The sequence below is a fragment of the Oceanobacillus rekensis genome (genome assembly GCF_002153375.1).
Classification (GTDB): Bacteria; Bacillota; Bacilli; order Bacillales; family Amphibacillaceae; genus Oceanobacillus; species Oceanobacillus rekensis.
On record NZ_MTBQ01000001.1, the window covers coordinates 763,967 to 787,333 of the forward strand.

General features: G+C 37.8%; 21 protein-coding genes and 1 rRNA gene. 7 read left to right on the forward strand and 15 right to left on the reverse strand.

From position 1 onward, the window contains the following. Positions 1 to 121 precede the first annotated feature (121 nt). Together BV906_RS03830 and BV906_RS03835 are read right to left on the reverse strand one after the other, a co-directional pair. Positions 122 to 676 (reverse strand): O-acetyl-ADP-ribose deacetylase, encoded by a 555-nt coding sequence (locus BV906_RS03830; RefSeq protein ID WP_087972124.1) that lies wholly within the window; start codon positions 674 to 676, stop codon positions 122 to 124. Positions 677 to 810: 134 nt separating this feature from the next. Next, positions 811 to 4,020, reverse strand: coding sequence for a DEAD/DEAH box helicase (locus BV906_RS03835; RefSeq protein ID WP_087972125.1), 3,210 nt, complete (start codon positions 4,018 to 4,020; stop codon positions 811 to 813). A gap of 382 nt (positions 4,021 to 4,402) precedes the next feature. Between BV906_RS03835 and BV906_RS03840 the strand changes: the two genes are divergently transcribed. Beyond that, positions 4,403 to 5,980: a peptide chain release factor 3 gene (locus BV906_RS03840; RefSeq protein WP_087972126.1), complete on the forward strand. Its 1,578-nt coding sequence runs from the start codon at positions 4,403 to 4,405 to the stop codon at positions 5,978 to 5,980. Positions 5,981 to 6,074: 94 nt separating this feature from the next. On the opposite strand, the gene BV906_RS03845 is transcribed toward BV906_RS03840, so the two are convergent. Together BV906_RS03845 and BV906_RS03850 are read right to left on the reverse strand one after the other, a co-directional pair. Beyond that, entirely contained in the window at positions 6,075 to 6,953 is an 879-nt protein-coding gene (locus BV906_RS03845; protein ID WP_087972127.1) for a metallophosphoesterase, read from the reverse strand. 73 nt (positions 6,954 to 7,026) lie between these two features. Beyond that, positions 7,027 to 7,590, reverse strand: a complete 564-nt coding sequence (locus BV906_RS03850; RefSeq protein WP_245843824.1) for a YkoP family protein — start codon at positions 7,588 to 7,590, stop codon at positions 7,027 to 7,029. 132 nt (positions 7,591 to 7,722) lie between these two features. On the opposite strand from BV906_RS03850, the gene BV906_RS03855 reads away from it, so the two are divergent. Together BV906_RS03855 and BV906_RS03860 are read left to right on the forward strand one after the other, a co-directional pair. Continuing rightward, positions 7,723 to 8,826 carry an MGDG synthase family glycosyltransferase gene (locus tag BV906_RS03855; protein WP_087972128.1) on the forward strand — a complete coding sequence of 368 codons (1,104 nt, stop codon included), beginning with the start codon at positions 7,723 to 7,725 and terminating at the stop codon, positions 8,824 to 8,826. Positions 8,827 to 8,923: 97 nt separating this feature from the next. Then, positions 8,924 to 9,130: a YjzC family protein gene (locus BV906_RS03860; RefSeq protein ID WP_087972129.1), complete on the forward strand. Its 207-nt coding sequence runs from the start codon at positions 8,924 to 8,926 to the stop codon at positions 9,128 to 9,130. Between the two features lie 129 nt (positions 9,131 to 9,259). Here the strand turns inward: BV906_RS03860 and uraA are convergent, their stop codons facing one another. The 3 genes from uraA to trmB form a co-directional block, all read right to left on the reverse strand. Next, positions 9,260 to 10,519 (reverse strand): uracil permease, encoded by a 1,260-nt coding sequence (gene uraA, locus BV906_RS03865; RefSeq protein ID WP_087972130.1) that lies wholly within the window; start codon positions 10,517 to 10,519, stop codon positions 9,260 to 9,262. A 337-nt stretch (positions 10,520 to 10,856) separates the two neighbouring features. Next, the gene (locus BV906_RS03870; protein WP_087972131.1) at positions 10,857 to 11,315 is read right to left on the reverse strand and encodes a hypothetical protein; all 459 of its coding nucleotides are present in this window, start codon (positions 11,313 to 11,315) and stop codon (positions 10,857 to 10,859) included. Between the two features lie 495 nt (positions 11,316 to 11,810). Further along, on the reverse strand, positions 11,811 to 12,446 hold the full coding sequence (trmB, locus tag BV906_RS03875) for a tRNA (guanosine(46)-N7)-methyltransferase TrmB (protein WP_087972132.1): 636 nt from the start codon (positions 12,444 to 12,446) through the stop codon (positions 11,811 to 11,813). Positions 12,447 to 12,483: 37 nt separating this feature from the next. Here trmB and BV906_RS03880 point away from each other — a divergent pair, with 37 nt between their 5' ends. After that, positions 12,484 to 12,810 carry a YtzH-like family protein gene (locus BV906_RS03880; protein ID WP_342744340.1) on the forward strand — a complete coding sequence of 109 codons (327 nt, stop codon included), beginning with the start codon at positions 12,484 to 12,486 and terminating at the stop codon, positions 12,808 to 12,810. Here BV906_RS03880 and BV906_RS03885 read toward each other — a convergent pair. From BV906_RS03885 to BV906_RS03905, 5 genes are all read right to left on the reverse strand, one after another. Beyond that, a complete protein-coding gene (locus tag BV906_RS03885; RefSeq protein WP_087972134.1) occupies positions 12,800 to 13,615 on the reverse strand; it encodes a phosphotransferase family protein in 816 nt (271 codons plus the stop codon). The genes BV906_RS03880 and BV906_RS03885 overlap by 11 nt on opposite strands. A gap of 402 nt (positions 13,616 to 14,017) precedes the next feature. Continuing rightward, positions 14,018 to 14,896: an NERD domain-containing protein gene (locus tag BV906_RS03890; protein ID WP_245843826.1), complete on the reverse strand. Its 879-nt coding sequence runs from the start codon at positions 14,894 to 14,896 to the stop codon at positions 14,018 to 14,020. Between the two features lie 218 nt (positions 14,897 to 15,114). Continuing rightward, complete coding sequence (gene thpR, locus BV906_RS03895; protein ID WP_087972135.1) at positions 15,115 to 15,681, reverse strand: RNA 2',3'-cyclic phosphodiesterase; 567 nt, start codon at positions 15,679 to 15,681, stop codon at positions 15,115 to 15,117. 30 nt (positions 15,682 to 15,711) lie between these two features. Next, on the reverse strand, positions 15,712 to 16,434 hold the full coding sequence (locus BV906_RS03900; RefSeq protein ID WP_087972136.1) for a pseudouridine synthase: 723 nt from the start codon (positions 16,432 to 16,434) through the stop codon (positions 15,712 to 15,714). Between the two features lie 12 nt (positions 16,435 to 16,446). Then, complete coding sequence (locus BV906_RS03905; RefSeq protein WP_087972178.1) at positions 16,447 to 18,063, reverse strand: putative polysaccharide biosynthesis protein; 1,617 nt, start codon at positions 18,061 to 18,063, stop codon at positions 16,447 to 16,449. A gap of 188 nt (positions 18,064 to 18,251) precedes the next feature. Here BV906_RS03905 and BV906_RS03910 point away from each other — a divergent pair, with 188 nt between their 5' ends. The 3 genes from BV906_RS03910 (at position 18,252) to BV906_RS03920 (ending at position 21,087) form a co-directional block, all read left to right on the forward strand. Then, the gene (locus tag BV906_RS03910; RefSeq protein ID WP_087972137.1) at positions 18,252 to 19,526 is read left to right on the forward strand and encodes a BaiN/RdsA family NAD(P)/FAD-dependent oxidoreductase; all 1,275 of its coding nucleotides are present in this window, start codon (positions 18,252 to 18,254) and stop codon (positions 19,524 to 19,526) included. Between the two features lie 68 nt (positions 19,527 to 19,594). Further along, positions 19,595 to 19,774, forward strand: a complete 180-nt coding sequence (locus tag BV906_RS03915) for a hypothetical protein (protein WP_087972138.1) — start codon at positions 19,595 to 19,597, stop codon at positions 19,772 to 19,774. 131 nt (positions 19,775 to 19,905) lie between these two features. Next, positions 19,906 to 21,087: a dicarboxylate/amino acid:cation symporter gene (locus BV906_RS03920; RefSeq protein WP_087972139.1), complete on the forward strand. Its 1,182-nt coding sequence runs from the start codon at positions 19,906 to 19,908 to the stop codon at positions 21,085 to 21,087. A gap of 43 nt (positions 21,088 to 21,130) precedes the next feature. Here BV906_RS03920 and BV906_RS03925 read toward each other — a convergent pair whose 3' ends face one another. The 3 genes from BV906_RS03925 to rrf all read right to left on the reverse strand — a co-directional run bounded on the left by BV906_RS03925 (position 21,131) and on the right by rrf (position 23,204). After that, positions 21,131 to 22,273, reverse strand: a complete 1,143-nt coding sequence (locus BV906_RS03925; protein ID WP_087972140.1) for a glycosyltransferase family 4 protein — start codon at positions 22,271 to 22,273, stop codon at positions 21,131 to 21,133. Positions 22,274 to 22,357: 84 nt separating this feature from the next. After that, positions 22,358 to 22,861 carry a phosphatase PAP2 family protein gene (locus BV906_RS03930; protein WP_087972179.1) on the reverse strand — a complete coding sequence of 168 codons (504 nt, stop codon included), beginning with the start codon at positions 22,859 to 22,861 and terminating at the stop codon, positions 22,358 to 22,360. Between the two features lie 227 nt (positions 22,862 to 23,088). Further along, a 5S ribosomal RNA gene (rrf, locus tag BV906_RS03935) occupies positions 23,089 to 23,204 on the reverse strand. Positions 23,205 to 23,367: the final 163 nt, after the last annotated feature.

Here is a 23,367-nt window from a genome sequence, read left to right on the forward strand (position 1 = left end):
AAGTAGCAGTTATCAAAGGAATTAATTAACAACATCCCTTACGTCAAGTTTAATAGAAGATTGGTAAAAGAGCAAAACTGTTTTTAATCCCTTCTGACAATTCAAAATAATAAGCTACTCTCTATTCTTCCAATATATGTTTCAATGCAGCTTTATACACCTCGAAATCAGACTTAGTATACAGCGTGATAACGACATCACCGAATTCATTCTTCTTTAAAAAATTAACAATCGTTTGCAGAGCGATTTCTGATGCCTGATCAATTGGATAAGCGTAAACTCCAGTAGATATGGAAGGGAAAGAAATGCTATTTATCTTGCTGACCATCGCAAGTAATAGTGAATTCCTGTAGCAGTTAGCAAGTAGTTCTTCTTCGGTATTTGGATTTTCCTGCCAAACTGGACCTACCGTATGAATAACATATTTTGCTGGAAGATTATAGCCACCTGTAATGATCACCTCACCAGTCGGTAGCTCCTCACCTTTTAATTCAGCGTCACGAACCTTTTTGCATTCATCAACAAGTTCTTCTCCAGCAGCATGGTGAATGGCACCATCTACCCCACCTCCTCCTAGAAGTGTCCCATTTGCCGCATTTACAATTGCCTCTGTCTCCTGTTTCGTAATATTTCCAACCATTAGTTTAAGTTTATTTCCATTTATATTTACTTTCATTACTTAACCTCCTCTAATTAATCACGAAACCTTCATTTAATTCTTATATCCCTAAATCAACGAAAATAAACCGAACAGTGCTTAGCACTGTTCGGTTTTCGACATATTTTGCAATTTTGAGGAGCATCAAGCACCTAGATGTTCAATATTTCCTTAATATCTTCTTCTGTAACAGTTGTTGGTGCTTTTTCATCGGGGTCGATAATTTCCTCAATGAGTTCGCGTTTCTTCTCCTGCAGTTCGTTCATTTTGTCCTCAATCGTCCCTTTAGCCAGAAGTTTGATGACTTGAACGGTGTTTTTCTGTCCGATTCGGTGAGCACGGTCTGCTGCTTGTTCTTCAACAGCTGGATTCCACCATAGGTCATATAAAATTACAGTGTCTGCTCCGGTCAGATTAAGCCCTGTTCCCCCTGCTTTTAGGGAAATGAGGAAAATATCGCGTTCCCCTTCATTAAATTGATTACAAAGTTCAACCCGATTAGCTGACGGTGTTTTTCCGTCCAAATAAAAATAAGACCTTCCTTCACTAGTCAATTCCCTGCCAATAATTTCAAGCATCTTCGTAAATTGTGAGAATATCAAAACGCGTCGACCTGACAATCTTGCCTCCTGTAAAATCCGGAGTAGCCGCTGAAATTTTGCTGAACTTCCTTCATAGCCATCTATAAACAATGCTGGATGACAGCAAATTTGCCGTAACCTCGTTAATCCTGCTAATATTTTTATACGATTTTTGCGAAGCGTATCCTTATTCAAATGCTTTAATGTGTCTTCTCGCAACTTTGCCAAATAGGCAGCATACAAAGTTTTTTGCTCTGATAAAAGTTCCACAGATTCCATAGACTCGATTTTTTCAGGAAGCTCTTCCAATACATCCTCTTTCACACGTCGCATCATAAATGGTCGGATTCTTCGCGAAATCTTCTTCCTCGTTAATTCACTATAATCCTTCAAACTACCAAATAATTCTGGGAAAACAATATGAAAAATTGACCAGAGTTCTTCCAGTGAATTTTCTACTGGTGTACCTGTCAGTGCAAAACGATGATCCGCTTCTACCTTTTTTACTGTACGTGCCGTTTGTGTCGTCGGATTTTTAAAAACTTGAGCCTCATCGAAAAATACGGTATGAAATTGTTGCTTTTCAAACCAACCGATATCACTGCGCAATAATGGATAGGAAGTAATCAATACATCTATATCCATTAGTTCACGTTGCAGTTTCTTCCGTGATGCAATGTCACCATCTAGCACGATTGCCTGGACAAAAGGTGCAAATTTCATTAATTCATGCAGCCAGTTATACGTTACAGATGATGGGCAAATAATCAGCACGGGAAGCTTTTTTGCACGAATCGGAGCTAGCTCGGATACGATATATGTGATGCTCTGCAATGTTTTTCCCAGCCCCATATCATCAGCCAGAATTCCACCAAACCCATAGCTCGCCAGTGTTTTCATCCACCGATACCCTTGTTTCTGATAATCCCTTAAAATGGAATCCAGCTCAGCAGGTACCTGAAACGACTTGCTTTCCGGATCGCGGATTTCCCCGAGAAACTTCTTAAAGGAATCCTCCACTGAAAAGGTCTCCCCATCGTTCACCACATCCATCAGCTGCAATCCTTTTGCAATTGGCAAATTTAACCCCTGCTCCAAATCGTCATCTTGTAAAGGAACAGCATGAAGGAATCGCTGGATTTCTTCTATCTCCCTTGTCTCCAATGACATTAATGAACCACTCTGCAATCGATAATATTTCCGTTTTTCCTCAATTGCCTCAAGGACAGCACGAATTTCCTTTTCTGGAAAACCTTCCATTTCAAATTTAAACTCCAGCCAGTTGGTCCGTTCCCGTTTATGCTTCACCCTAATTTTTGGACGTGGAGGGATTTTTAAGATTCTATTCCGCACTGCTGTTGTCGCATATATTTGAACAAGTTTTTGCAGCTTGGGAAGCATATGGTATAAAAATTGATACTCCAATTCCTCATTTTGGAAAAAGTACCCCCCCTCCGTCTTGGCAAAGGAGCTATCCTCCATTAGTTTCAAAATCTCACTTTCCTTCTCCATATTCCGAACAATCATCTTACCCGCATGAGATTCCTTATCCTCCAATGGATTGATTACACTATTTTCATATTGAAACTCAAGTCCGGCGAGTAGTCGATTTTTCACTCGATCAAGATAAAGCTTGGCAATGAGTGGTGTTTGTTCAAATTGCTTGATCAATTCACTGGATAATTGAACATTCCCCATTTTCCGTAATCCTGGTACTACCTTTTCCATGAAAAATCCTATCTGTTCTGCTGGAATCGGAATTCGGTTTGTACCAGATGTTTCAAGCATTTGCTTTAATTCAAAAAGACGCTGATTTTCTTCATTTTTTAGTACCATTAATTTCCCATCATTAAGTGCTGTCCGATATGCATACAACAGTACAATAGAGTCCATTCCTTGGATTTCCAGCTGATATCCTTTTTGTTCTGCTTTTGAGAAATAAAATCGTAATGGAAGTGCTTCATCTACCAATTGAAGACTATCATATGTATTTCCGTCATACTCAAGCTTTGCGAATGGCGCATGAGTCAATAACGGCTCAAGCCGCTCCCATGAGGATGGTGGAACTAGCAATAGTTGTGCATGCTTCTTGAAATTCTGACTCTTTAGTGTTTCATCAAAATAAACTTTTTCATCCTTGATTACTTGAATAAGCTGCTTCATGACCGCATCTGTTTCATGTTGAAAACAATGAAGTTTTGGATCATAGGTAAATGATATGGAAAGTTTGCATTCTGTTCCATTTTGTACCTTTTGTAAAAACTCCCGGACGTGCAATACTTTCGTTCGTCCTATTTTTAATTCAATGCCTAACATATCATTTCCTTCACCTACACGAATTGGTTTACATAAAATTTCCGTGTCTAGAACAATCCGTTCCTCGAAATGGTGCTGATGTCCACTAGACTTGATGGGCTTTTCCTGAAAAAGATTCATTAATCCCTGTGCCAGTTTATCTGATGGCATTGATTCAGAAGCGTTAATCGCTGTCCTTCCTTGCCGCTTACTGTTATATAATGCAAGCAAAACTGCAGCCACATGCTGACAGTCCTTAGTGAAAGATGCTAACGTTGGACAACTGCAACTCGTATGGAAGCTACCACTAGATTTCTTTTCAATGGTGACATGAAAATCTTCTAACGCAGAAACCGTCGCCTCGATGTATTCCGAACTGTAATTTTTAAAGGTTACCTTATCACTACGGTAAAAAGCCTCCCCTCTTTTTAAGGATACCGCCCCACATCTGTCCGTGATGATTTGCTGATTTAGTTTGATATTCAAGTGGAGGACCTCCTTTCATTGTTTTTTATAGAATTGTTTTGCTTGGATTTCATATAGCACGCAGTCCGTTTGTCGATAACCTAGATTTAAGCTTTTGTTACAGAAATATGTTAAACTTAATTTAATTTTTATCGAAAAAATAATTGGACTATAGTATAGTATTATTTGGCAAGTAAGAAAGTATAAACTTTATTACTTGCATAAGTGCAACTAAGGCTGTCACCTAAAAGCTTGGTGACAACTAAGCTTTCTAATTGCAATTATATTATATCAAAGTAAATCCTCGAAGTACTAAAGGAGCGTTCTTTCCATGTAATGTCAAAATCCCAAATGAATATAAGCTATGGAGAACTAGAAACTACAAGATAGAAGGGATTTTTTTATGAGTATACAAGAAGAAGTACAGAAACGAAAAACATTTGCGATCATTTCGCATCCGGATGCCGGAAAAACAACGATGACGGAGAAACTGTTGTTGTATGGCAATCTAATCCGCTCAGCAGGAACGGTAAAAGGAAAAAAATCAGGAAAATTTGCAACATCGGATTGGATGGAAATCGAAAAACAACGTGGAATTTCCGTTACATCCAGTGTGATGAATTTCCCATATGATGGGTATCATGTAAATATCCTCGATACACCTGGTCACGAAGACTTCAGTGAAGACACCTATCGCACATTGACTGCGGTTGACAGTGTTGTAATGATCATTGATTCCACAAAAGGGATTGAAGCACAGACACTTAAACTATTTAAAGTTTGTCGCATGCGGGGGATTCCGATTTTTACGTTTATCAATAAATTGGACCGTGAAGGAAAAGAACCGCTGGAGTTACTCGAAGAAATTGAGCAGGTACTTGACATTGAAACCTATCCAATGAACTGGCCTGCAGGTATGGGGAAAGGCTTCCTAGGTATTTTTGATCGCTACGGCAAACAATTTGTAAAACATAATGTAGGCGACGTAGAAACATATATACCGAATGAAGAACTTGATCAGCCAGAGCATCAGGATCTCACATCAAATCCAACCTACGAATCTGCAAAAGATGAGCTGGAATTAGTTGATGAAGCTGGAGATCAATTTTCTTTACAGGCTGTTTTGGCTGGAGAACAAACGCCAGTATTTTTCGGTAGTGCCCTTGCCCCATTTGGCGTTCAGCTTTTTTTCGATACGTTTATCAATATGGCACCAACACCAACACCAAGAAAATCAACAGAAGGTATCATCCAGCCAGATAGCCAGGATTTTTCAGGATTTATTTTTAAGATCCAAGCAAATATGAATCCTGCCCATCGTGATCGAATTGCATTCATCCGTGTCTGCGCAGGAAAATTTGATCGTGGAATGAGTGTGAAATTATCGCGAACAGGCAAAATCTTTAAGCTTTCCCAATCCCAGCAAATGGTCGCTTCTACAAGAGAAACAATCGATGAAGCTTATGCTGGTGATATTATCGGGATATATGACCCGAACGCCTATCAAATTGGCGACACATTATTGGAAGGCAAAGAAAAATTTGAATATGATGAGCTACCACAATTTCCACCTGAATTATTCAAAAAAGTTACAGCAAAAAATGTTCTGAAATCGAAACAGTTCAGAAAAGGGATTGAACAGCTCGTTCAGGAAGGTGCAATTCAGCTCTTCCGTGACAAACTAACAGACTCGTTTATATTAGGAGCTGTTGGGGAACTGCAATATGATGTGTTCAAATACCGCATGCAAAATGAGTATAATGCAGAGGTAATGTTCGAGTCAATTGGGGAACGTATTCCACGCTGGTTAAAAGAAGACCAAGTCGATGAATCACTATTCGATGGTGGTAACCTTCTATGCAAAGACCGTGATGGTAATAAGCTAGTCCTATTTCGAAATGAGTTCGCATTAAACTGGTTTAAAGACAAAAACCCAAAAATCGAACTCATCGACCTATTCGAAGTTAACGAATACAAATAGGTGCTTGACCGAACAGGCAGTAGTTCCAAATCGTGAATCCTTATCATTGGGATTCACGATTTTTTATCTACAAACAAAAAACCAGATAAAATTATTATCCGGCAATGGTTGCAGAACGTTCTAGTTCTACTTTATTGTTTTCTATTTGTTTTTGCTGCAGCTGTAAATTGTGAAATGTGATTTCCGGCCGGCTGCCAATCCGAATATTAATACCGGTTTGACCAAGGCCTTCGCTTATATAAAATGGATTACCATTATATTTATGCAAACCTTTTACCATATTCATTCGAACCAATTTCCCCATTTTTACTAGATGATATGGTTTCGGCCAATGTATTTGTCCACCATGAAAATGACCTGACAACAAATAGTCAAAAGGATAATCTTTCATCTCCAATACGACATTTGGATCATGTGTGAATACAAGATTATAGCCAACTTCCATTCCAGTATAGGATTTGGCCAAATCACTATGGCCTGTGCCAAAGTCGTCAATTCCAATAATATTGACCTTTTTTCCCTCTATTTCAATTGTTTCATTCTCGTTTTGAAGTGTTTTAACTCCATATTCATTCAATAAGTCAACTAATTGATTAAAGTACTTGTCACGTAATACATAATCATGATTACCAAATACGGCATAGGTCCCATAAACAGGATGCAGTTTACGAAGGACCTCCAAATAAGGAACTAGCCTTGGTATGCTTCGTTTTCGATCCAAAAAGTCCCCTGTTAATGCAATCAGATCAATATGTTGACCATTGAGTTCTTCCATTAGTTGATCAGGAGTCATTGAAATATTTTCTATATGCATATCAGATATATGGAGAATACGAAGTGTCTTATCATTGGTAGTTTGTACATCTTCTTCGATATTAATATCATTTATGGTCACAGTATGCGTATTTTTATTTCCTTTATATAAAAAGTAGCTTAGTAGAATCAGAATAATGGTGATAACTGCATATAACATTTTATCCCCTCCATAGTTTATTATAGTGGTTCGAGAGGGGATAATCATTTGTAATTAATGGATATGCTGCCAGTTAAACAGGCTTGTATTTATCCAGCAATAAATCTTTCGGCATAAATAAGTACATCGGATTGGCCCATTTTTTAGTATTGGAAGACAAAAGTTGAATCGGTAAGAAGGATGCAACTTTAAATAGTTTATAGTACGGATTATGAATCGACTTTGTCTCAAAGCCAAGTCTCTTACAGCCTTTATATATAGTCGTGATACCAATTAAGCCTCTAATTTCACTTCTATATTCATGCATTTGAATATAGCGAGCAATAAATGGAAGTGATTCCCGTACATATTTATAAATCATTAATCCGCGTCTAAGCTCGCTGTCAGTTCCTTGAACATACTTTAGCAATTTCACATTATGCAAATGTATTTTTAATAAAATATCATTCCGATTGATAACTGTACCATCTTCTAACGTGACAGTTCTCCCCCTATATCTGGTCAGACGAACACGGATCATCGTCTTCTCCCCTTCTTCATTTGTGATGTTCTCCAGACGAGTAAAATGGTAGTAGATTGGGTCCATAAAATTCCATGCTGATATGCAATAACTTCTTATATTCATGTTTATATTCATTCCAGTTCTCCAAGGTATTTGTTCATTTATGTTGCACTGTTAATTGGATAACTATAACTGGAATTTTCAGGTTTAGGAATGAATGAAAGAACGGCTCCTACCGCAAACTATAGTAGGAAAGAGGCGAATTCAATGCTAAAAATTTTATTTATGCCATTTTTGCAAATCCCTTCCGGACACCATCATGTTGCAGATTGCATACAAGACCAGCTTATTCAGACAGGAGATCAAATTCAATGTGAAAAAATTGAGCTATTGTCCTCAAGCTTTGGAAAGGTTGAAAATCTGGTATCATTCATTTACCTTCAATGGATCCATAAGTTACCTGGAGTCTATAGCAGTGTATATAAACGTTTGGCTGTAAAACAAGAAAAACATAATAAGCACTACTACTTATATGAATTTCTATTTCAAAAATATATCCAGCGTATACTCGCACATTCGAAACCAGACCTGATTATTTGCACGCATGCACTGCCTTCCTATCTTCTCAGTCGTTTGATAAAGAAAGGATTATGGTCCGGTATCGTTATTAATGTTTATACAGACTATTTCATTAATGACTTATGGGGACTGGAACAAATCCATTATCACTTTACTCCGAGCATCGATGTGAAAATGGGTTTGATTGAACGCGGTATAAAAGAAGAGAATATTATTGTAACTGGAATTCCAGTACATCCATTATTCAAATCAGAAAGACGGACAGATAGAAATGAGAAAACATATACCGTACTCATTAGCGGCGGCAACATGGGGGCTGGTTCGATTGAAAAGTTACTTCGCCAATTAAATCCATCTGGAACCATTCGTTATCAGGTACTATGTGGTAAAAACGAGAATTTATTTCTATCCATTAAACGCCTTGGCAACCCTTTCATACAAGCTCTCCCGTATTTAGAATCGAAAGAAGACATGTGCGGGTTATATGACATGGCCGATGCTATTATTACGAAGCCGGGTGGTGTAACCATTTCGGAATGTTTATGGAAACGACTACCAATTTTTGTGTATGAAGCACTACCCGGACAGGAAGAACTTAATTTAAATTATTTAAAAAGTCAAGGCCTCATCTTTCATTTAGATCAATGGAAATCAAAGAAAAACCTTGAACATATTATTACCGAACATCTAACCAAAGAATCACCCCAATACCAAGAATCTGCCAACAACTATATCAACAATCTTAAGTGCCTGTCACTCCCAGAATTTTGTCAAGAATTACAGATGAAGTGAGCCGTCTTTTTAGGGATTAACCTATTTTTCCCATTCATCATTGACGCTCATTTTTGGCATACTAAGTAAACCTTGAATGAGTAAGGAGTGATCTTAGATGGGTGAAGGCTCGCAATTTCGTGCTGGTCAAAAAGCTCCTAATAATGGAGTTTATATCGAAGTAGGTGAAACCGGAAGCAACGTGAATGATCCACAGCAAATTACGCTTAGCGCCGGTGAAAAGTTTCCAGAGAACACGAATCATAATCGCATTTGGGTGAACCAAGAAAGACAGTACAGACCAGGCGTACAAGGTAGACAATAAACAAAAACCGGGTGGTGATTGTCACTACCCGGCTTTTCTCGATTCACTAAAAAAACAACTCCCCTCTCACCCAACTTCCATCAAAAAAAGTCCCGCAGCATTGCCGTGGGACTTCAGATTCACTAACATCTATTCATTCGATAACTTCAATACATCAAGTAATTTAAAGAACAGGCTAATAATAATTGCGACGATTGTTGCCAGTCCCATTCCACTTAATGCCACTGCTCCTAGCTCGATGGATGCGCCACTAATACCAATTGCTAGTACGACACAAGTCAAAATTAAATTTTGTGAGTTGTTATAATCAATTTGCTGTTCAACAAGCATGCGCAGCCCACTTACTGCAATGATACCGAACAATAGTAAGGAGATCCCACCCATAACCGGGGTCGGGATAGAAGTGATCAATGCAGCAAGTTTCCCACAGAAGGATAAAACTACCGCTACAAGTGCCGCTCCTCCAATAATCCATGTCGAGTATACTCTTGTTATTGCCAGTACTCCAATATTTTCACCATATGTTGTGTTTGGTGTTGATCCAAAGAAACTGGAAATCATGGTTGAAATACCATTACCAAACAAGGAACGATCGAGTCCCGGATCTTTTACAAGGTCCTTCTTAACAATGTTACCTGTCACAACCAAATGTCCAATATGTTCCGGTACAAGAACAAGTGCTGCTGGCAAAATAACCAGAATATCAGCCCAATTAAATTCTATTTGATAATATGTCGGCATTTGAATCCATGCTGCTTCTTTTACTGCCGTGTAATCCACAATACCAAATAATGTGGCGATAATATACCCTGTTACAATTCCAAGTAATATCGGGATAATTTTCAAGAAACCTCTCATCGTTACCCAGTAAATAATCGTTGCTCCGAGTGTAAGCAGTGATACGGTAATCGCTGTTGTATCACGTGGGGCGTCAGCTGTTGCAATCAATCCAGCCATATCAGCCGCAGTTGGCACTAACTCCAGCCCGATAACCGCAACAATTGCTCCCATTGCCGCCGGTGGGAAAATAACATCAATCCACGATGTACCTGCGAATTTTACGATAATACCAATTAAAACGAGTACAAGACCTACAACGAAGAATCCACCAAGTGCTGCCCCATAGCCACCACCTGTTGTCAGTACAGCCGTTACTGGTGAAACAAAAGCAAAACTGGAACCGAGGTATGCCGGAATCTTTCCTTTCGTAATCAAAATATATAATAATGTTCCAAGCCCGTTCATAAGCAGAATTGTCGCTGGATCAACTCCGAATAATATTGGCACTAAAACTGTTGAGCCAAACATTGCAAATAAATGCTGAATACTTAATGGCAAACTTTGTAAGATAGGTAAACGTTCATCAACCTGGATTTCACGTTGTTTCATTGCTTTCTCTCCCTTGTTATAAAAATAAAAAAACATCTTGCCCGGGCGATCTGGCAAGATGTTTGAAAGCAGAACAAGACTAAAAGACATAGTCTCCTTTTGATTGTGTAGAGTATATATACTACACAATTGTCCGCTTAAACCTTACCAGCCTCACAGGACTGTTTTAAAGGTGTTTAAATGAAGTTATTGATGTTATTATGACAAACTTCGCTAGAAAAGGCAAGCTTTTATTCCTGCTAATTGTTTCCGTATGACTACAGGTAGGAAATAAGTATTATAATTAGAACTAAGTGAAAGGTCAAATTCACTAAAAGTAAGCGATGATTCTATTTGCTTATTCCTCTACCTTCATTTCAAAAATCTCTTTATTTCCATCCCATTTAACAACAACTTCTATAACATAGTTTTCCCTTGGAATTGCACTACCCTGATGAAAACCTCCGCTACTAAAAACTTTATTAGTATGAGGTTCCTCAAATGTCATGGACGAATAACTGGAGCTTACCGGTGACTGATATTTATAATGAAATTCTTTTATATCCGCTAATTCTTTATCGGTTCCTTTAAAAGTAAGTATAAATTGGTCTTCGTACTCACCATCATATTGTCCAATGTTATCTATTTCATAAAATTTTTCTTGCCCATTTACATTATAGGAAGCTTCCCAATGGTCACTCGCACCAACAAAAGTATAATTATGTTTTATTGTTTCCCCACTGCCAAACACCATATAACTTACAACAAAGAGCATTATTGCACCAAGGATAACTGCCACAACCTTTTTTATATTCAAGCGCTCGGGCCCCTTTGTATAGATGTCTTAATATTCTAATTATTATTATAACAGAAAAGACCACCATATTATACCATAACGGGGTCACTTGTGAGTTCAATACAGTGATTAACAAGTTATACCCATCTATAATCACATAATTTCCACTGTTTAATTCACAGTAAAAAATGGCTTGGATTTTCTCCAGTCATTTTTCATTGTAGTATCTCTTGTTAAATTAAATCACCAGATAGGACAATTGAAATTTCCCTTCATGGAGAAGCTCTCTATTGTTTCTTTGTCTTGATCGGTCACTCATCTGCTCTATGTGTGACCTTTTCCATGTTTCTTTGCCTTATTTGGTCGTTCATCTGATTTATGAAGACCATTTTTCTGAAATAAAAATACACACGAGATTCAGCTTGTGAAATCACGTGTGTTTTATATTGTGTTTTTAATATTTGCATCTCTGAATTGAACCATTAATTATACCTATGATGGCCTTTATTGATTTCATTAAAAACTTGCACGACTCCGGTAAATTACCTGACCTTTAGCCGCAAATTTCTCCTCATATTCTGTCATGACATTCAAGGGATCTTCAATCGCATGCAGATCCAAATTTACTTCCTCAAGCTTCATGCCAAATTCATTGAAGCTTACAAGGGAATACTCAAATAATTCTCGGTTATCCGTTTTAAATATTACCTTACCCTTAGGATCAAGTACCACCTTATATTGCTCCAAGAATGTACGATATGTCAGCCTTCTTTTTTCATGGCGATTTTTCGGCCATGGATCGGAAAAGTTCAGATATATGGTGGCAATTTCGTTTTCTGTAAACATTTCCCTAAGATCTGCTGCATCTTCATTTAAAAGCAATAAATTTTCTACTCCCGAATCCAATACTTTCTCGGCAGCAGATACAATAACACTTTTCGAAACCTCAATGCCAATAAAATTAATCTCCGGATGCTGCCTAGCCATTCCAACTAGAAATTGTCCTTTTCCGGTCCCTACTTCTATATGGATCGGATGTCCATTCTTAAAAATGGACTGCCATTCTCCCTTATTATCGATTGCATTCGGAATAACAATATGTTCATTTTCCTTTAGAAAATCATCTGCCCATGGTTTATGTCTTTGACGCATTATGTTCCCTCTCTTTACAGCTTTTTGAATAGAAAAAATGAAACAGACTAAACTAATTCCTGAGGTGATTATGATGACGCTTGATATTAACAATCAATTGACATTACTGCTCGATATTTTGGATGAACAAAATATCGATAGCAGTGCAAGTATCAGTGAGTACCATCAGATAAAACGTTTAGTCAAATCAATGTTGGCAAGCAACAGCATCACGGATGAACAGCTACTGAATCTGCTTCCCGAAATATATAATTACAGTCAACAAGGCGAATCAGCAAAAAGTCAGCCGGACCATATTATACTAAATAAAAATAATTTGGATAATTGGATAAGTGCTATACAACAAAACACGATTATAGAATAAACTTACGTATTTGTTCATTAATTTCTTTTAAATCATTCAAGCGTTCCACTACTTTTGCTGGTTCTCCACGTGTTGTGTGCCAGCTTAAAAATTGGAGCGCATCATGAAGCAAATACCAGTACATTCGTTCAAACAAATTCTCGCTTGGTGTGACTCCATATCGAATCAGCCAGTCATTCCAGTTCTCCTTTGGGATATACCATTTTAGCAGCATGCCAAAATCCGTAACGGGATCAGCAATCATCGCATTATCCCAGTCAACGAGAAATATATTATTATCCTCCGTAAGAACAAGATTATTATGGTTAATATCACAATGGCAGACAACAAGTTTCTGCTTTCGTGTTCTTGGAAGCAATTGCTCTAGATATTCAATTGCGACCTGGACTTCCACATGTTGTTCAATGAGATCCTTGGAATTCAAGAGATGTTTTATGTTTTCCAGGCTATCATCAGATGTGGCGGGTTTTCTTCCCATACGGAGAAGCATATGCAATAATTCAGTGGAATGGTGAATCTTGTGCAGAATATCAGCGACACGCTGGTGCTGCATCTCATGTGACTTCAATGGCCTTCCTTCAAGCCATTCCTGTGCGGTGATGACATCGCCATTTTCCATCCGCTTCGTCCAAATCAGCTTGGGAACAATTCCTTCAGCAGATAATACAGCGAGAAATGGGGATGAATTACGTTTCAGAAAAAGTCGTCTGTTATCTTTTTCCGCAACAAACGCCTCACCTGTGAGCCCGCCGGCCGGTGTTATATTCCAACCAATACCTAATGCTTGTCCAAGCCATTCGATCATAACCTTTTCACATCTTTCAAAATTAGCGTTCAATACTCTATTTTATAGTGAATTGTTCTAAAATACAAATTAGATTTACCGTGTTCACTCTATTAATTAGTTCCCTCTGAGGCTGCACCATTAATTATCATTGGTTCAGCCTGCTTTCTTATACTGCTTGAATAGCATACATCTGTTTGTCCATCCACCTGAAATAGTATAGGGTGCTCGGCAGTTATTTTCAATGTTTTCGCTTCAAATGTTTCTACTTCCTTATATTTTCCATGTTTTCTTAGAAAACTAAGGCCTACGCCAGGCCTATAGGCGTATGCCTTAGTTATACTTTCTTACTGCCAAAAAACACCGTTATAAACATTGCTCGGCGGAACCTGCTTTTGGATTAATTATAAATAGATACATGTACTATTCCCCCATATCCCGAAATATATCTTTTTCCCGATTGGTTTCCCATTCTGGACGTTTTATGGAGGTTGTCTGACAATTTTTAAGTAATGCCTCTGCAACTTTCAATTGGGCATTTTTTAATGGAGAAGATAGACGACGTTTTTCATGAAACCAATCCGGATAATCTTGTTGCCCAATTATTTTTGTATGGTATGGCTCTGTTGCATATACAATCGAATTTGTCCGCGACAGTACTGTCTTTTTAATCGGGAAATCAATCTTATTTTTGACCAATATGCTATTTACAAGCTTTTCGGAACGTTTTAATGCAATGAGTGGGCTTAGTACTTTCGTATGCTCTTTGCCATTTACCAGTGTCCATGTCCGTTCATCACCAGCCATGATAACAACACTTGAGTCTTTCTCAATATAATGAATAATCTCAATCCCGATTGGACTAATTAACATAATCTCTGTTTCCACTGGTGCTTTCTTAATAGTAAATACTGGCAAATACATGATTAGATATGTATCTGGAAATCGTTGCAGCAAGTATTTCAGCAATGAATTCTGGTAATAATCACTATTTACGATGGACGTTTCCGTTACAGTTGAAGTTGCCCAATTCATTTGGAAGTTGAATAGCTTATCAAGAAAATATTGTTTTAACGCTTCCTCCGTTTCGGGTAAGTCTGCATATTCATTTTTTTCTTGAACGATCGCTTTTTCGGTCTCTTCTGCAATTGGACGTTTCCATTTAGCCATTAATTTGGATAATCGCTTTATTGCTGGTTGGACTTCCCGTTCAATCACAGACTCAACCTCGTTTTCTGGTTGTTGGACTGTTTCTGGGTTCTCCCATATGTTGTAAAGTTTATTCCAATTATCTCTTTTCAATCGTATGTATTGGGTTGGGTAGCGAAATATATCCCACTCATAACGAGATATGTAGTCCTGTAGTTTAATAAGCTGTGCGATTAGTAACACCTCCCCGAACACGCTGCAATCTAGCCACTATTTGCTTAAAGCCCGTATTGACACAGATTAGAAAACTAAGGCCTTCGTCAAGACTTTAGGCGTATGCCAAGCCCGCACTTATGCAGTAAAGAAAGTAGTTATACTTTCTTTACTGCCAATGGAAATTTTACCACAACTTCGTATTTCGGCGACTTAGCCGGATGAATCCGAAAAAGTACCACATCTGCAACATGCATCTTCTGTATAGACTTAAATTTTTCTTGCAGAAATGGTACTGTGTCTTTAGCAAGCGTATTTTCACCTGCCCATTTTTTTGCCAATGTAATATGTGGGCGGTATTCACGGCTTTCCTTTTCATAGCCAATTTGGACTGCACCATCTTCCACCACTTGTTGGAGTTTGGACAAACTATCCGTACGTTCGACCCCAGCCCATAAGACACGTGGTTTCTTTGGATTGCCAAACGTGCCGATTCCACCGACATTTAAATCCATTGCCGGAATCTTTCCGACTGTCTGCAATTCTTTAATTAGCTGTTGTATATTATTATCATCAACTTCACCTAAAAACTTTAGCGTGATATGCAAATCTTCCCTATGTGGCCATTGCTTATAAGTCAAATGCTCTTTTAACTTTTCCTGCCATTCATTTAAGGTGGTTTTTAATTCTCTCGGCAATCGGATAGCAATAAAATAATGTGACATCTGTGATCCCTCATTTTTATAATTTATTAATTATAATGTATCCTTCAGTGACATACAATATGCTAACTCATTATCCGTCAGTTCCCGGTACTCACCGAGTTTCAGAGTGTCATCCAGTTTCAAATCACCCATACTCAAACGTTTCAAATAGGTAACCTTCTTCCCCACTGCTTCAAACATTCGTTTCACCTGATGAAACTTCCCCTCTGTGATCGTTACTTCAATCTCTGATATGTCACCGCTTTGCAAAATTCTCAGTTCACCTGGCTTCGCTTTATAGCCGTCTTCAAGTACAACACCCTCCTGAAAAGCAGTAACATCTTCATCTGTTACAAAGCCCGCAATCGTTGCATAGTAAGTTTTCCCGACATTCTTCTTCGGTGAAACAAGTTGATGGGCAAGATCTCCATCATTGGTAAGTAACAGGAGACCTTCCGTATCTTTATCAAGGCGCCCTACAGGAAAAGGCTTAAAATGCAAAACGTCTTCCCTAAGCAAGTCAATCACAGTTTTCTCACGGGTATCGGTTGTTGCAGAGACATGGCCTGGTGCCTTATTCATCATCAAATAAATATATTGCTGGTAAGTAATGATTTCCCCTTTTACTTTAATATCATCTGCATCCGAATCAACTTTCATGCTGCTATCTTTAACGACAGTACCATTGACGGTAACTTGCTTCTTCTTCAGTAACATTTTTACATCTTTCCTGCTTCCAATTCCCATATTGGAAAGCAATTTATCGAGACGCATCTTCATTCTCCTTTATCGTCCTAAAAGTCTTCCAACTAACGGGATTCTCCCACCGAAAACCCGTTCCAGCAATGTGGAGGTATAGGCTAGTGCCAAATATACAAACCCACCACCAACGGCACCAATTAAAAGCATAACTGTAGCAGCCCAGCGTGATTCTTCGTAAGGGATAAACAAACTCATAATACTTTTTAATATCCACACCACAATACACATAATCAATGTAAATATCACTATAAGTACCGTACGCTTGATTGTTTGTTTAAACCTGAAATCAATCGCTGACTTAATCCGCCAGAAATTAAGGATAACAGCAATACCGGCTGCGATTGCCGTACCGAATATGGCCCCTTTTGCACCGAACATATGAATAAGCTGGCTGTTTAATAAAATTTTGGCAAATAACCCTGCAACTAAACTGATTACCGCATAGTTTTGCTGATCAATCCCTTGTAGAATTCCTGATGTTACGGTAAATAAGGCAAATAGCAATGCAATTGGCGCATACCAGGCAAGTAATGTACCTTTCATTTCAATATTTCCCATTCCAAATAAGGCACCATAAGCTTCATCCGATAAAATGGCGATTCCAACAGATGCTGGAATGACGAGTACTAAAATGATTTGAAGAGCCTGATTAATCTGCTTTGTGAGTATTTGTTCATTATTATTGGTAAATGATTGTGTCAGGCTCGGAAGCATTGCCAATGATAGGCCTGTTGCGATTGTCATTGGGATAATCACGATTTTATGGCCGTACATATTAATTACTGAATAAGCTTCAACCCAAACATCCTGTCGCCCGCTCGCAAGCATGGCCGGTTCGAATGTAAATTGATCAACAAACTGGTATAAAGGAATTGCAAGACCAACTAATACGAATGGTCCAGCATAACGGAATAATTCTTTAAATAAATCACTTGTTCGAAAATCATACGTATATAGCTGCTGATCTACTTGTCTATCTAGAGATGGCTTACGTTTTTTCCAGTAACTGGCTAAAACAACACAGGATCCCAATGCACCAATGAAAGCAGCAAATGTAGAAAAACCGACTGCTGTAACTATGGAACCGCCCATAACATGGAGAATAATATACGAACCAACTAAAATAAATGCAATCCTAACAATCTGCTCTACCACTTGGGAGACTGCTGTTGGTCCCATTGAATTATGTCCTTGAAAAAATCCTCGGACAATACTCATCGAAGGAATGATAATTAAGGCAATACTCACCATTCGGGTAACAAAAGCAACATCCTCAGCAGTTACGTCTCCCTCATCCCCTCTAATCATCCAATTTGCGAGCACATCTGCACCAAGAAACATGATGAGGAACGCAATAATGCCGGTTCCAAGCATGAGTGCACTCCCTGCCTTGAACATTCGCATCCCTGTTTCATAATCACCGAGTGAATTATACTTGGAAACAAATTTGGATACTGCTAATGGGATTCCAACTGTTGAAAGACTAATAAATATACTATATGGCGTGTAGGCATAGGCATAAAGGGTCCCACCTTCGTCACCTACCAGCGCATTAAATGGAATAACATAAAGCATTCCAAGCAACTTCGATAAAAATGAAGCCCCCGTCAAAAGCATCGTGCCTCTTACAATATTCGACATTATTTCACCTGCATCTATTTTCCGTTTATATTTTAAACTGCAAAAAGCAGCTTCTTCCAACTTAAACACTAAAATTCATTTTACCATACTTAATAAGCAGTTTCTTCTTATAATGTTTGTTCATTTTAGTAATAATTGAGAAATGTGGCGATTAAGTGGTACGATACTAACGAAAGGAATGAAGTGAATTGATATATGATGTAATCGTAATTGGCGGTGGACCCTCCGGCCTGATGGCAGCCATTTCTGCAGCAGAGCATGGTGCAAAAACAATGCTGCTTGAAAAAGGAAAGAAACTTGGTAAAAAACTCGCCATCTCAGGCGGTGGTCGATGTAATGTAACAAACCGTCTCCCACAGGAAGAGGTCATCAAGCATATTCCTGGAAATGGTAAGTTTCTATATAGCGCTTTTTCTATTTTTAATAACTATGATATAATCGACTACTTTGAAAATATGGGTGTAGCATTGAAAGAAGAAGATCATGGTCGCATGTTCCCTGTCTCCAACTCCGCACAAAGTGTTGTTGACGCACTATTAGATAAACTGAAGGAATTAAATGTCACCGTAAAAATGAATACGAAAGTGAATGCAGTCCATTATGATGAAAAGATGCATAACGTCATCTTGACTGAGGGCGAAAAATTGGAAACGAAGGCAATTGTTATTGCTGTTGGTGGTAAAGCAGTACCACATACAGGTTCAACGGGTGATGGCTATGCTTGGGCCAAAAAGGCTGGCCATACAATCACTGAACTTTATCCGACAGAAGTTGCCCTTACTTCCAAGGAACCTTTTATCCAGAATAAAAGCTTGCAGGGACTCTCGCTCCGCGGTATTGATTTATCAGTTTTAAATAAAAAAGGCAAACCGATTATCACGCATCGAATGGATATGATTTTCACCCATTTTGGTGTATCAGGTCCTGCAGTACTTCGTTGCTCGCAATTTGTCGTTAAAGAGTTAATGAAGGGGCAGAAAAAGGTTCCAATGGTGCTCGATGCCCTGCCAGATGAAAACGAAGATAAACTGATTGAGGATATCCTGACTTCTATGGAAGAAAATCCGAAAAAAGCTTTTAAAAACATTGTGAAGGGTATTGTGCCAGAACGGCTTTTAACATATAACTTAAGGCAAAATGAAGTCGGTGATGAACAAAAATGCGCCAATATCTCAAAGGAAACTGTACGCTCGATTGTTCATGGTATTAAAAACTTCCAATTCTATGTTCATGGCTCCCTTCCGATCGAGAAAGCATTTGTGACAGGTGGTGGGGTTTCCATTAAGGAAATTGTTCCAAATACGATGCAATCGAAAATCATGCACGGTCTTTATTTTTGTGGAGAAATTTTGGATATTCATGGCTATACAGGTGGCTATAATATAACTTCAGCTCTTGTAACCGGCAGACTTGCCGGAATGAATGCTGCAGAGGAAGTAAGTTACATGGTATATGATTCCTAGCATTTTTTTTTGCTTTTGTGCCAACCTAATCCTGTCTGATACTTTAAACTTGGGAGGATTGATGATAAATGCAAAAGAATAATGCTTGGTTACCAATACTTGCTTCTGTCGGTGTAGGTGCTGCAACATATTACACAATGACAAGAAATAATCAGAATCTCGGTCAAACAGTACAGAAAATGATGCCTTTTTTAACCGGGAGCAGCAGTGACAACACAGGTAACATGGATCCTAACGGTATGATTTAAACAGACGGATAAAGGAAGTGCAAGAATTGTTGCACTTCCTTTATTTTAACTTTTTTATATAAACTGGAAAACACGACCCAATTCAGTGTATAATTGTGAAATTAGACATCATATTTAAGGGGACTCAAAAAATGAGACGATTTGGTTTACTCGGACGAATTATTATAGCTATCATACTTGGTATTGCAATTGGATCTTTTGCAAATGAATGGTTGATCCAATTATTTGCTACATTCAATGGATTATTTGGAAACTTTCTAAGCTTTATCATCCCACTCATCATCATCGGGTTTATCACACCAGGTATTGGATATATGGGACGTGGTGCAGGAAAGCTACTTAGTCTCACCGCTTTGCTCGCCTATGTTTCCACAATTGTGGCAGGTATCTTTGCATTCTTTGTAGCAAAGACATTTTATCCAACCTTGTTAAGTGGCCAATCCATGGAAATTTTCAGTGATCCGACGGAAGGTTTAAGTGAAGCATTTTTCAATGTAGAAATGGCCCCACCAATGGAAGTGATTACAGCATTACTTATTTCATTTGTCGTTGGTATCGGAATTGCAGCAATAAAAAGTGATGCACTTCTAAATCTTGCCAGTGACTTTCGTGATATCATCCAGCTTGTTATTGTAAAAGTAATCATTCCATTACTACCATTTCATATTTTCGGTATTTTCGCCAATATGACACATGCTGGGCAAGTTGCAACGATTTTAAGTGTATTTGCAAAGGTGTTTGTTATGATTATTATTCTTCATATCCTGTATCTAATCTTGCAATATTCAATTGCAGGTTCATTAAGAAAGCAAAATCCATTTAAAATGTTAAAAACGATGTCACCAGCATATTTCACGGCTCTAGGTACACAATCATCTGCAGCAACGATTCCAGTTACTTTAAAGCAAACTAAAACATTAAAGGTACGGTCAAACATTGCTGATTTTACCGTACCATTACTTGCCAATATTCACCTATCAGGTAGTACAATTACAATTTTAAGCTGTGCTCTTGCAGTAGTATTTCTACAAGGGGAAACAATCTCATTCCTATCCATCTTGCCTTTCTTACTCATGCTTGGTGTAACGATGATCGCAGCACCAGGAGTTCCTGGTGGAGCAGTAATGGCAGCGATTGGGCTGTTGGAAACCATGCTGGGATTTGGACCGACAATGGTATCTCTTATGATTGCATTATACCTTTCCCAAGACAGCTTTGGCACAGCATGTAATGTAACCGGAGACGGTGCAATTACGTCGATTACAGATAGCATTAGTAAAAAGTGGAATATTACAGAAACTGACAATGGTTAAGTTTATCATGAAAAAGGATGGCTACAAGGCCATCCTTTTATTTTTATGCAAGAACCCTATATACCTCTTTCGTCAGTATTTCTTCACATTCTTCCACAAGATTTGAAAATATAGTGTCCCATGTTTGGGTCAATGCATATCTACTACCATGATAACTCATCATTTCTCTTTTCTTTTTATCATCTAAAAGTTTCGTTATTGCCTCGACAAACTCACCTGTTTTTCTTTCTTCGCATAATATTCCTGTTTTATCCTGCTGAATAATCGTTCGAACCCCTCCTGCATTGGTTCCAACAACAGGCGTTCCACATGCTAAAGACTCTAGCACCACATTTCCAAACGTTTCTGTTGCGGAAGGAAATACGAATAAATCAGATGATGCGTAAATTTGTGCTAACTCTTCGCCGGTCAAAAATCCAGTCAATGTCATATTGCTCGCTTCATGTTTTCTGAATTTACCTTTTAATGGCCCATCTCCAACAATTATCCAATGAATGTTATTCCTATAACTTTCCTGCAGCATTTGGTTAATTTCAGGGATAAGCATAATGTCTTTCTCAGGAGAAAGCCTTCCAACATAGAGCAATATATTTTTTTCCTTTATATTATATTTATTTCGAATATGTTGTTTGTCATAATTTATATGGAAAATCGAATGATCAACTCCACGGGGCCATATCGATAAATTAGTGAATCCTTGTTTTTGTAATTGGTTTTTTGTATCACTCGAAGGGACAAAGGTTTTACTAAGAGGCTGATAAAACCATTGCATATATTTCCAAAGGAATTTTGATAAAAATTGCAAATCATAATATTCCAGGTACTTATCAAAGTCAGTGTGATAGGAACCAACTATAGGAATGTTTAATTTCTTAGCAAAATGTAAGCCACATAAACCAATATTAAATGGTGTAGCCACATGAATAATATCAGGATTAAATCGTTGTAATTCTTCTTTTAAATGAGGTAGATTTGGTATTGCTAACCTGCATTCCCTGTATAGAAAAAATGGTAAGCTTGTAAATCGTAAAACATGTTTAGAAAATAAATCTTTATTGAAAGTTTTAGGAGCAAAAACATAATATTCTATATCGTTTTCATCAAGATATTCTGTATATCGCTTTAAAGTTTTAGCTACTCCATTAACATCCGGAGCAAATGTGTCTGTGAAAATAGCTATCTTCATAAATTATTCCCCCTATTTTCGATAAAATTTTTTTATCTCATATTATAAAGCATGCAGTTAGTAATTCACAGTGATTCTTTAGTACTACATAAATAATTGTGGAATGCTACTTTCTATGAAGACAAATGAAAGTATTCCAGTAATAGAACCAAGCATACAACCTGCAATGACATCAGAAGGATAATGTAGTCCTAAATAGATTCTCGATAGACCAACCGTAAAACCAATCAGAATTAACACTATAGTTAATACGGGGTCCAAAAATATAAAGGGAGTTATGATTGAGAAAATAGCTGTTGTATGGCCTGAAGGAAAAGAATGATCCTTAAGTGGGTTCTCAGTGACATTAATTTGTGGAAGATTTAAATATGGCCTTTTTCGAGGGAAAAGTTTTTTCGTACATGCAACTGGAATATGGCTTATTGTTAAAGAGATAGCACTTGCAATTACCGTTAGTTGGATAGAATTCGATGTAAATAAAATTAATAATAATATTGCTGTAATTGTAAATTTAGCCCCACCAAGATGCGTTATGGTTCGAAAAAATAGGTTTAATTTTCTATGATTAAAGTAGTGATTGATATACATAAATAATTGGCATTCCAATGCATAAAAATGTGCAAATAATTTCACGATTGGCAACCACCCTTCTCATAATTATATCTATTATTTATTATAATCGAATATTATTTAGCTAAGGATAAGTTATTGTAAAATTATTGTTAACATTGTGTTTTTATGGAGATAGGAATGATTTAAATTTGTGAACGCAAAAACAGGAGATACGAAAATTCGTATCTCCTGTTTTTTAATTTGCCTGGCGGCGTTCTACTCTTGCAGGGGCAAAGCCCCAACTACCATCGACGCTGAAGAGCTTAACTTCTGTGTTCGAGATGGGAACAGGTGTGACCTCTTCGCTATTGATACCAGACCTTCCTTAAAAATAAGGACAAGTTTTATTATATAAATTTTCATCTGAAAATGCAAGGTATTTTTTAGTTTATACCTTAAAAACTAAATAAGAGTAAATCAACACATCAATAAAGAAGTTTAGTTAAGTCCTCGATCTATTAGTATCCGTCAGCTACACGTGT

What these genes read in the sequence shown, in the direction of transcription:
- uraA (WP_087972130.1), bottom strand. Translation starts at nt 10,519, where the DNA reads ATGAAACAACGTGAAATCCAGGTTGATGAACGTTTACCTATCTTACAA.
- BV906_RS03925 (WP_087972140.1), bottom strand. Translation starts at nt 22,273, where the DNA reads ATGAAGATAGCTATTTTCACAGACACATTTGCTCCGGATGTTAATGGA.
- BV906_RS03900 (WP_087972136.1), bottom strand. Translation starts at nt 16,434, where the DNA reads ATGCGTCTCGATAAATTGCTTTCCAATATGGGAATTGGAAGCAGGAAA.
- BV906_RS03830 (WP_087972124.1), bottom strand. Translation starts at nt 676, where the DNA reads ATGAAAGTAAATATAAATGGAAATAAACTTAAACTAATGGTTGGAAAT.
- thpR (WP_087972135.1), bottom strand. Translation starts at nt 15,681, where the DNA reads ATGTCACATTATTTTATTGCTATCCGATTGCCGAGAGAATTAAAAACC.
- BV906_RS03880 (WP_342744340.1), top strand. Translation starts at nt 12,484, where the DNA reads ATGAAACAGACTAAACTAATTCCTGAGGTGATTATGATGACGCTTGAT.
- BV906_RS03860 (WP_087972129.1), top strand. Translation starts at nt 8,924, where the DNA reads ATGGGTGAAGGCTCGCAATTTCGTGCTGGTCAAAAAGCTCCTAATAAT.
- BV906_RS03855 (WP_087972128.1), top strand. Translation starts at nt 7,723, where the DNA reads ATGCTAAAAATTTTATTTATGCCATTTTTGCAAATCCCTTCCGGACAC.
- BV906_RS03915 (WP_087972138.1), top strand. Translation starts at nt 19,595, where the DNA reads ATGCAAAAGAATAATGCTTGGTTACCAATACTTGCTTCTGTCGGTGTA.
- BV906_RS03850 (WP_245843824.1), bottom strand. Translation starts at nt 7,590, where the DNA reads ATGAATATAAACATGAATATAAGAAGTTATTGCATATCAGCATGGAAT.
- BV906_RS03920 (WP_087972139.1), top strand. Translation starts at nt 19,906, where the DNA reads ATGAGACGATTTGGTTTACTCGGACGAATTATTATAGCTATCATACTT.
- trmB (WP_087972132.1), bottom strand. Translation starts at nt 12,446, where the DNA reads ATGCGTCAAAGACATAAACCATGGGCAGATGATTTTCTAAAGGAAAAT.
- BV906_RS03885 (WP_087972134.1), bottom strand. Translation starts at nt 13,615, where the DNA reads ATGATCGAATGGCTTGGACAAGCATTAGGTATTGGTTGGAATATAACA.
- BV906_RS03930 (WP_087972179.1), bottom strand. Translation starts at nt 22,861, where the DNA reads ATGTATATCAATCACTACTTTAATCATAGAAAATTAAACCTATTTTTT.
- BV906_RS03905 (WP_087972178.1), bottom strand. Translation starts at nt 18,063, where the DNA reads ATGTCGAATATTGTAAGAGGCACGATGCTTTTGACGGGGGCTTCATTT.
- BV906_RS03840 (WP_087972126.1), top strand. Translation starts at nt 4,403, where the DNA reads ATGAGTATACAAGAAGAAGTACAGAAACGAAAAACATTTGCGATCATT.
- BV906_RS03845 (WP_087972127.1), bottom strand. Translation starts at nt 6,953, where the DNA reads ATGTTATATGCAGTTATCACCATTATTCTGATTCTACTAAGCTACTTT.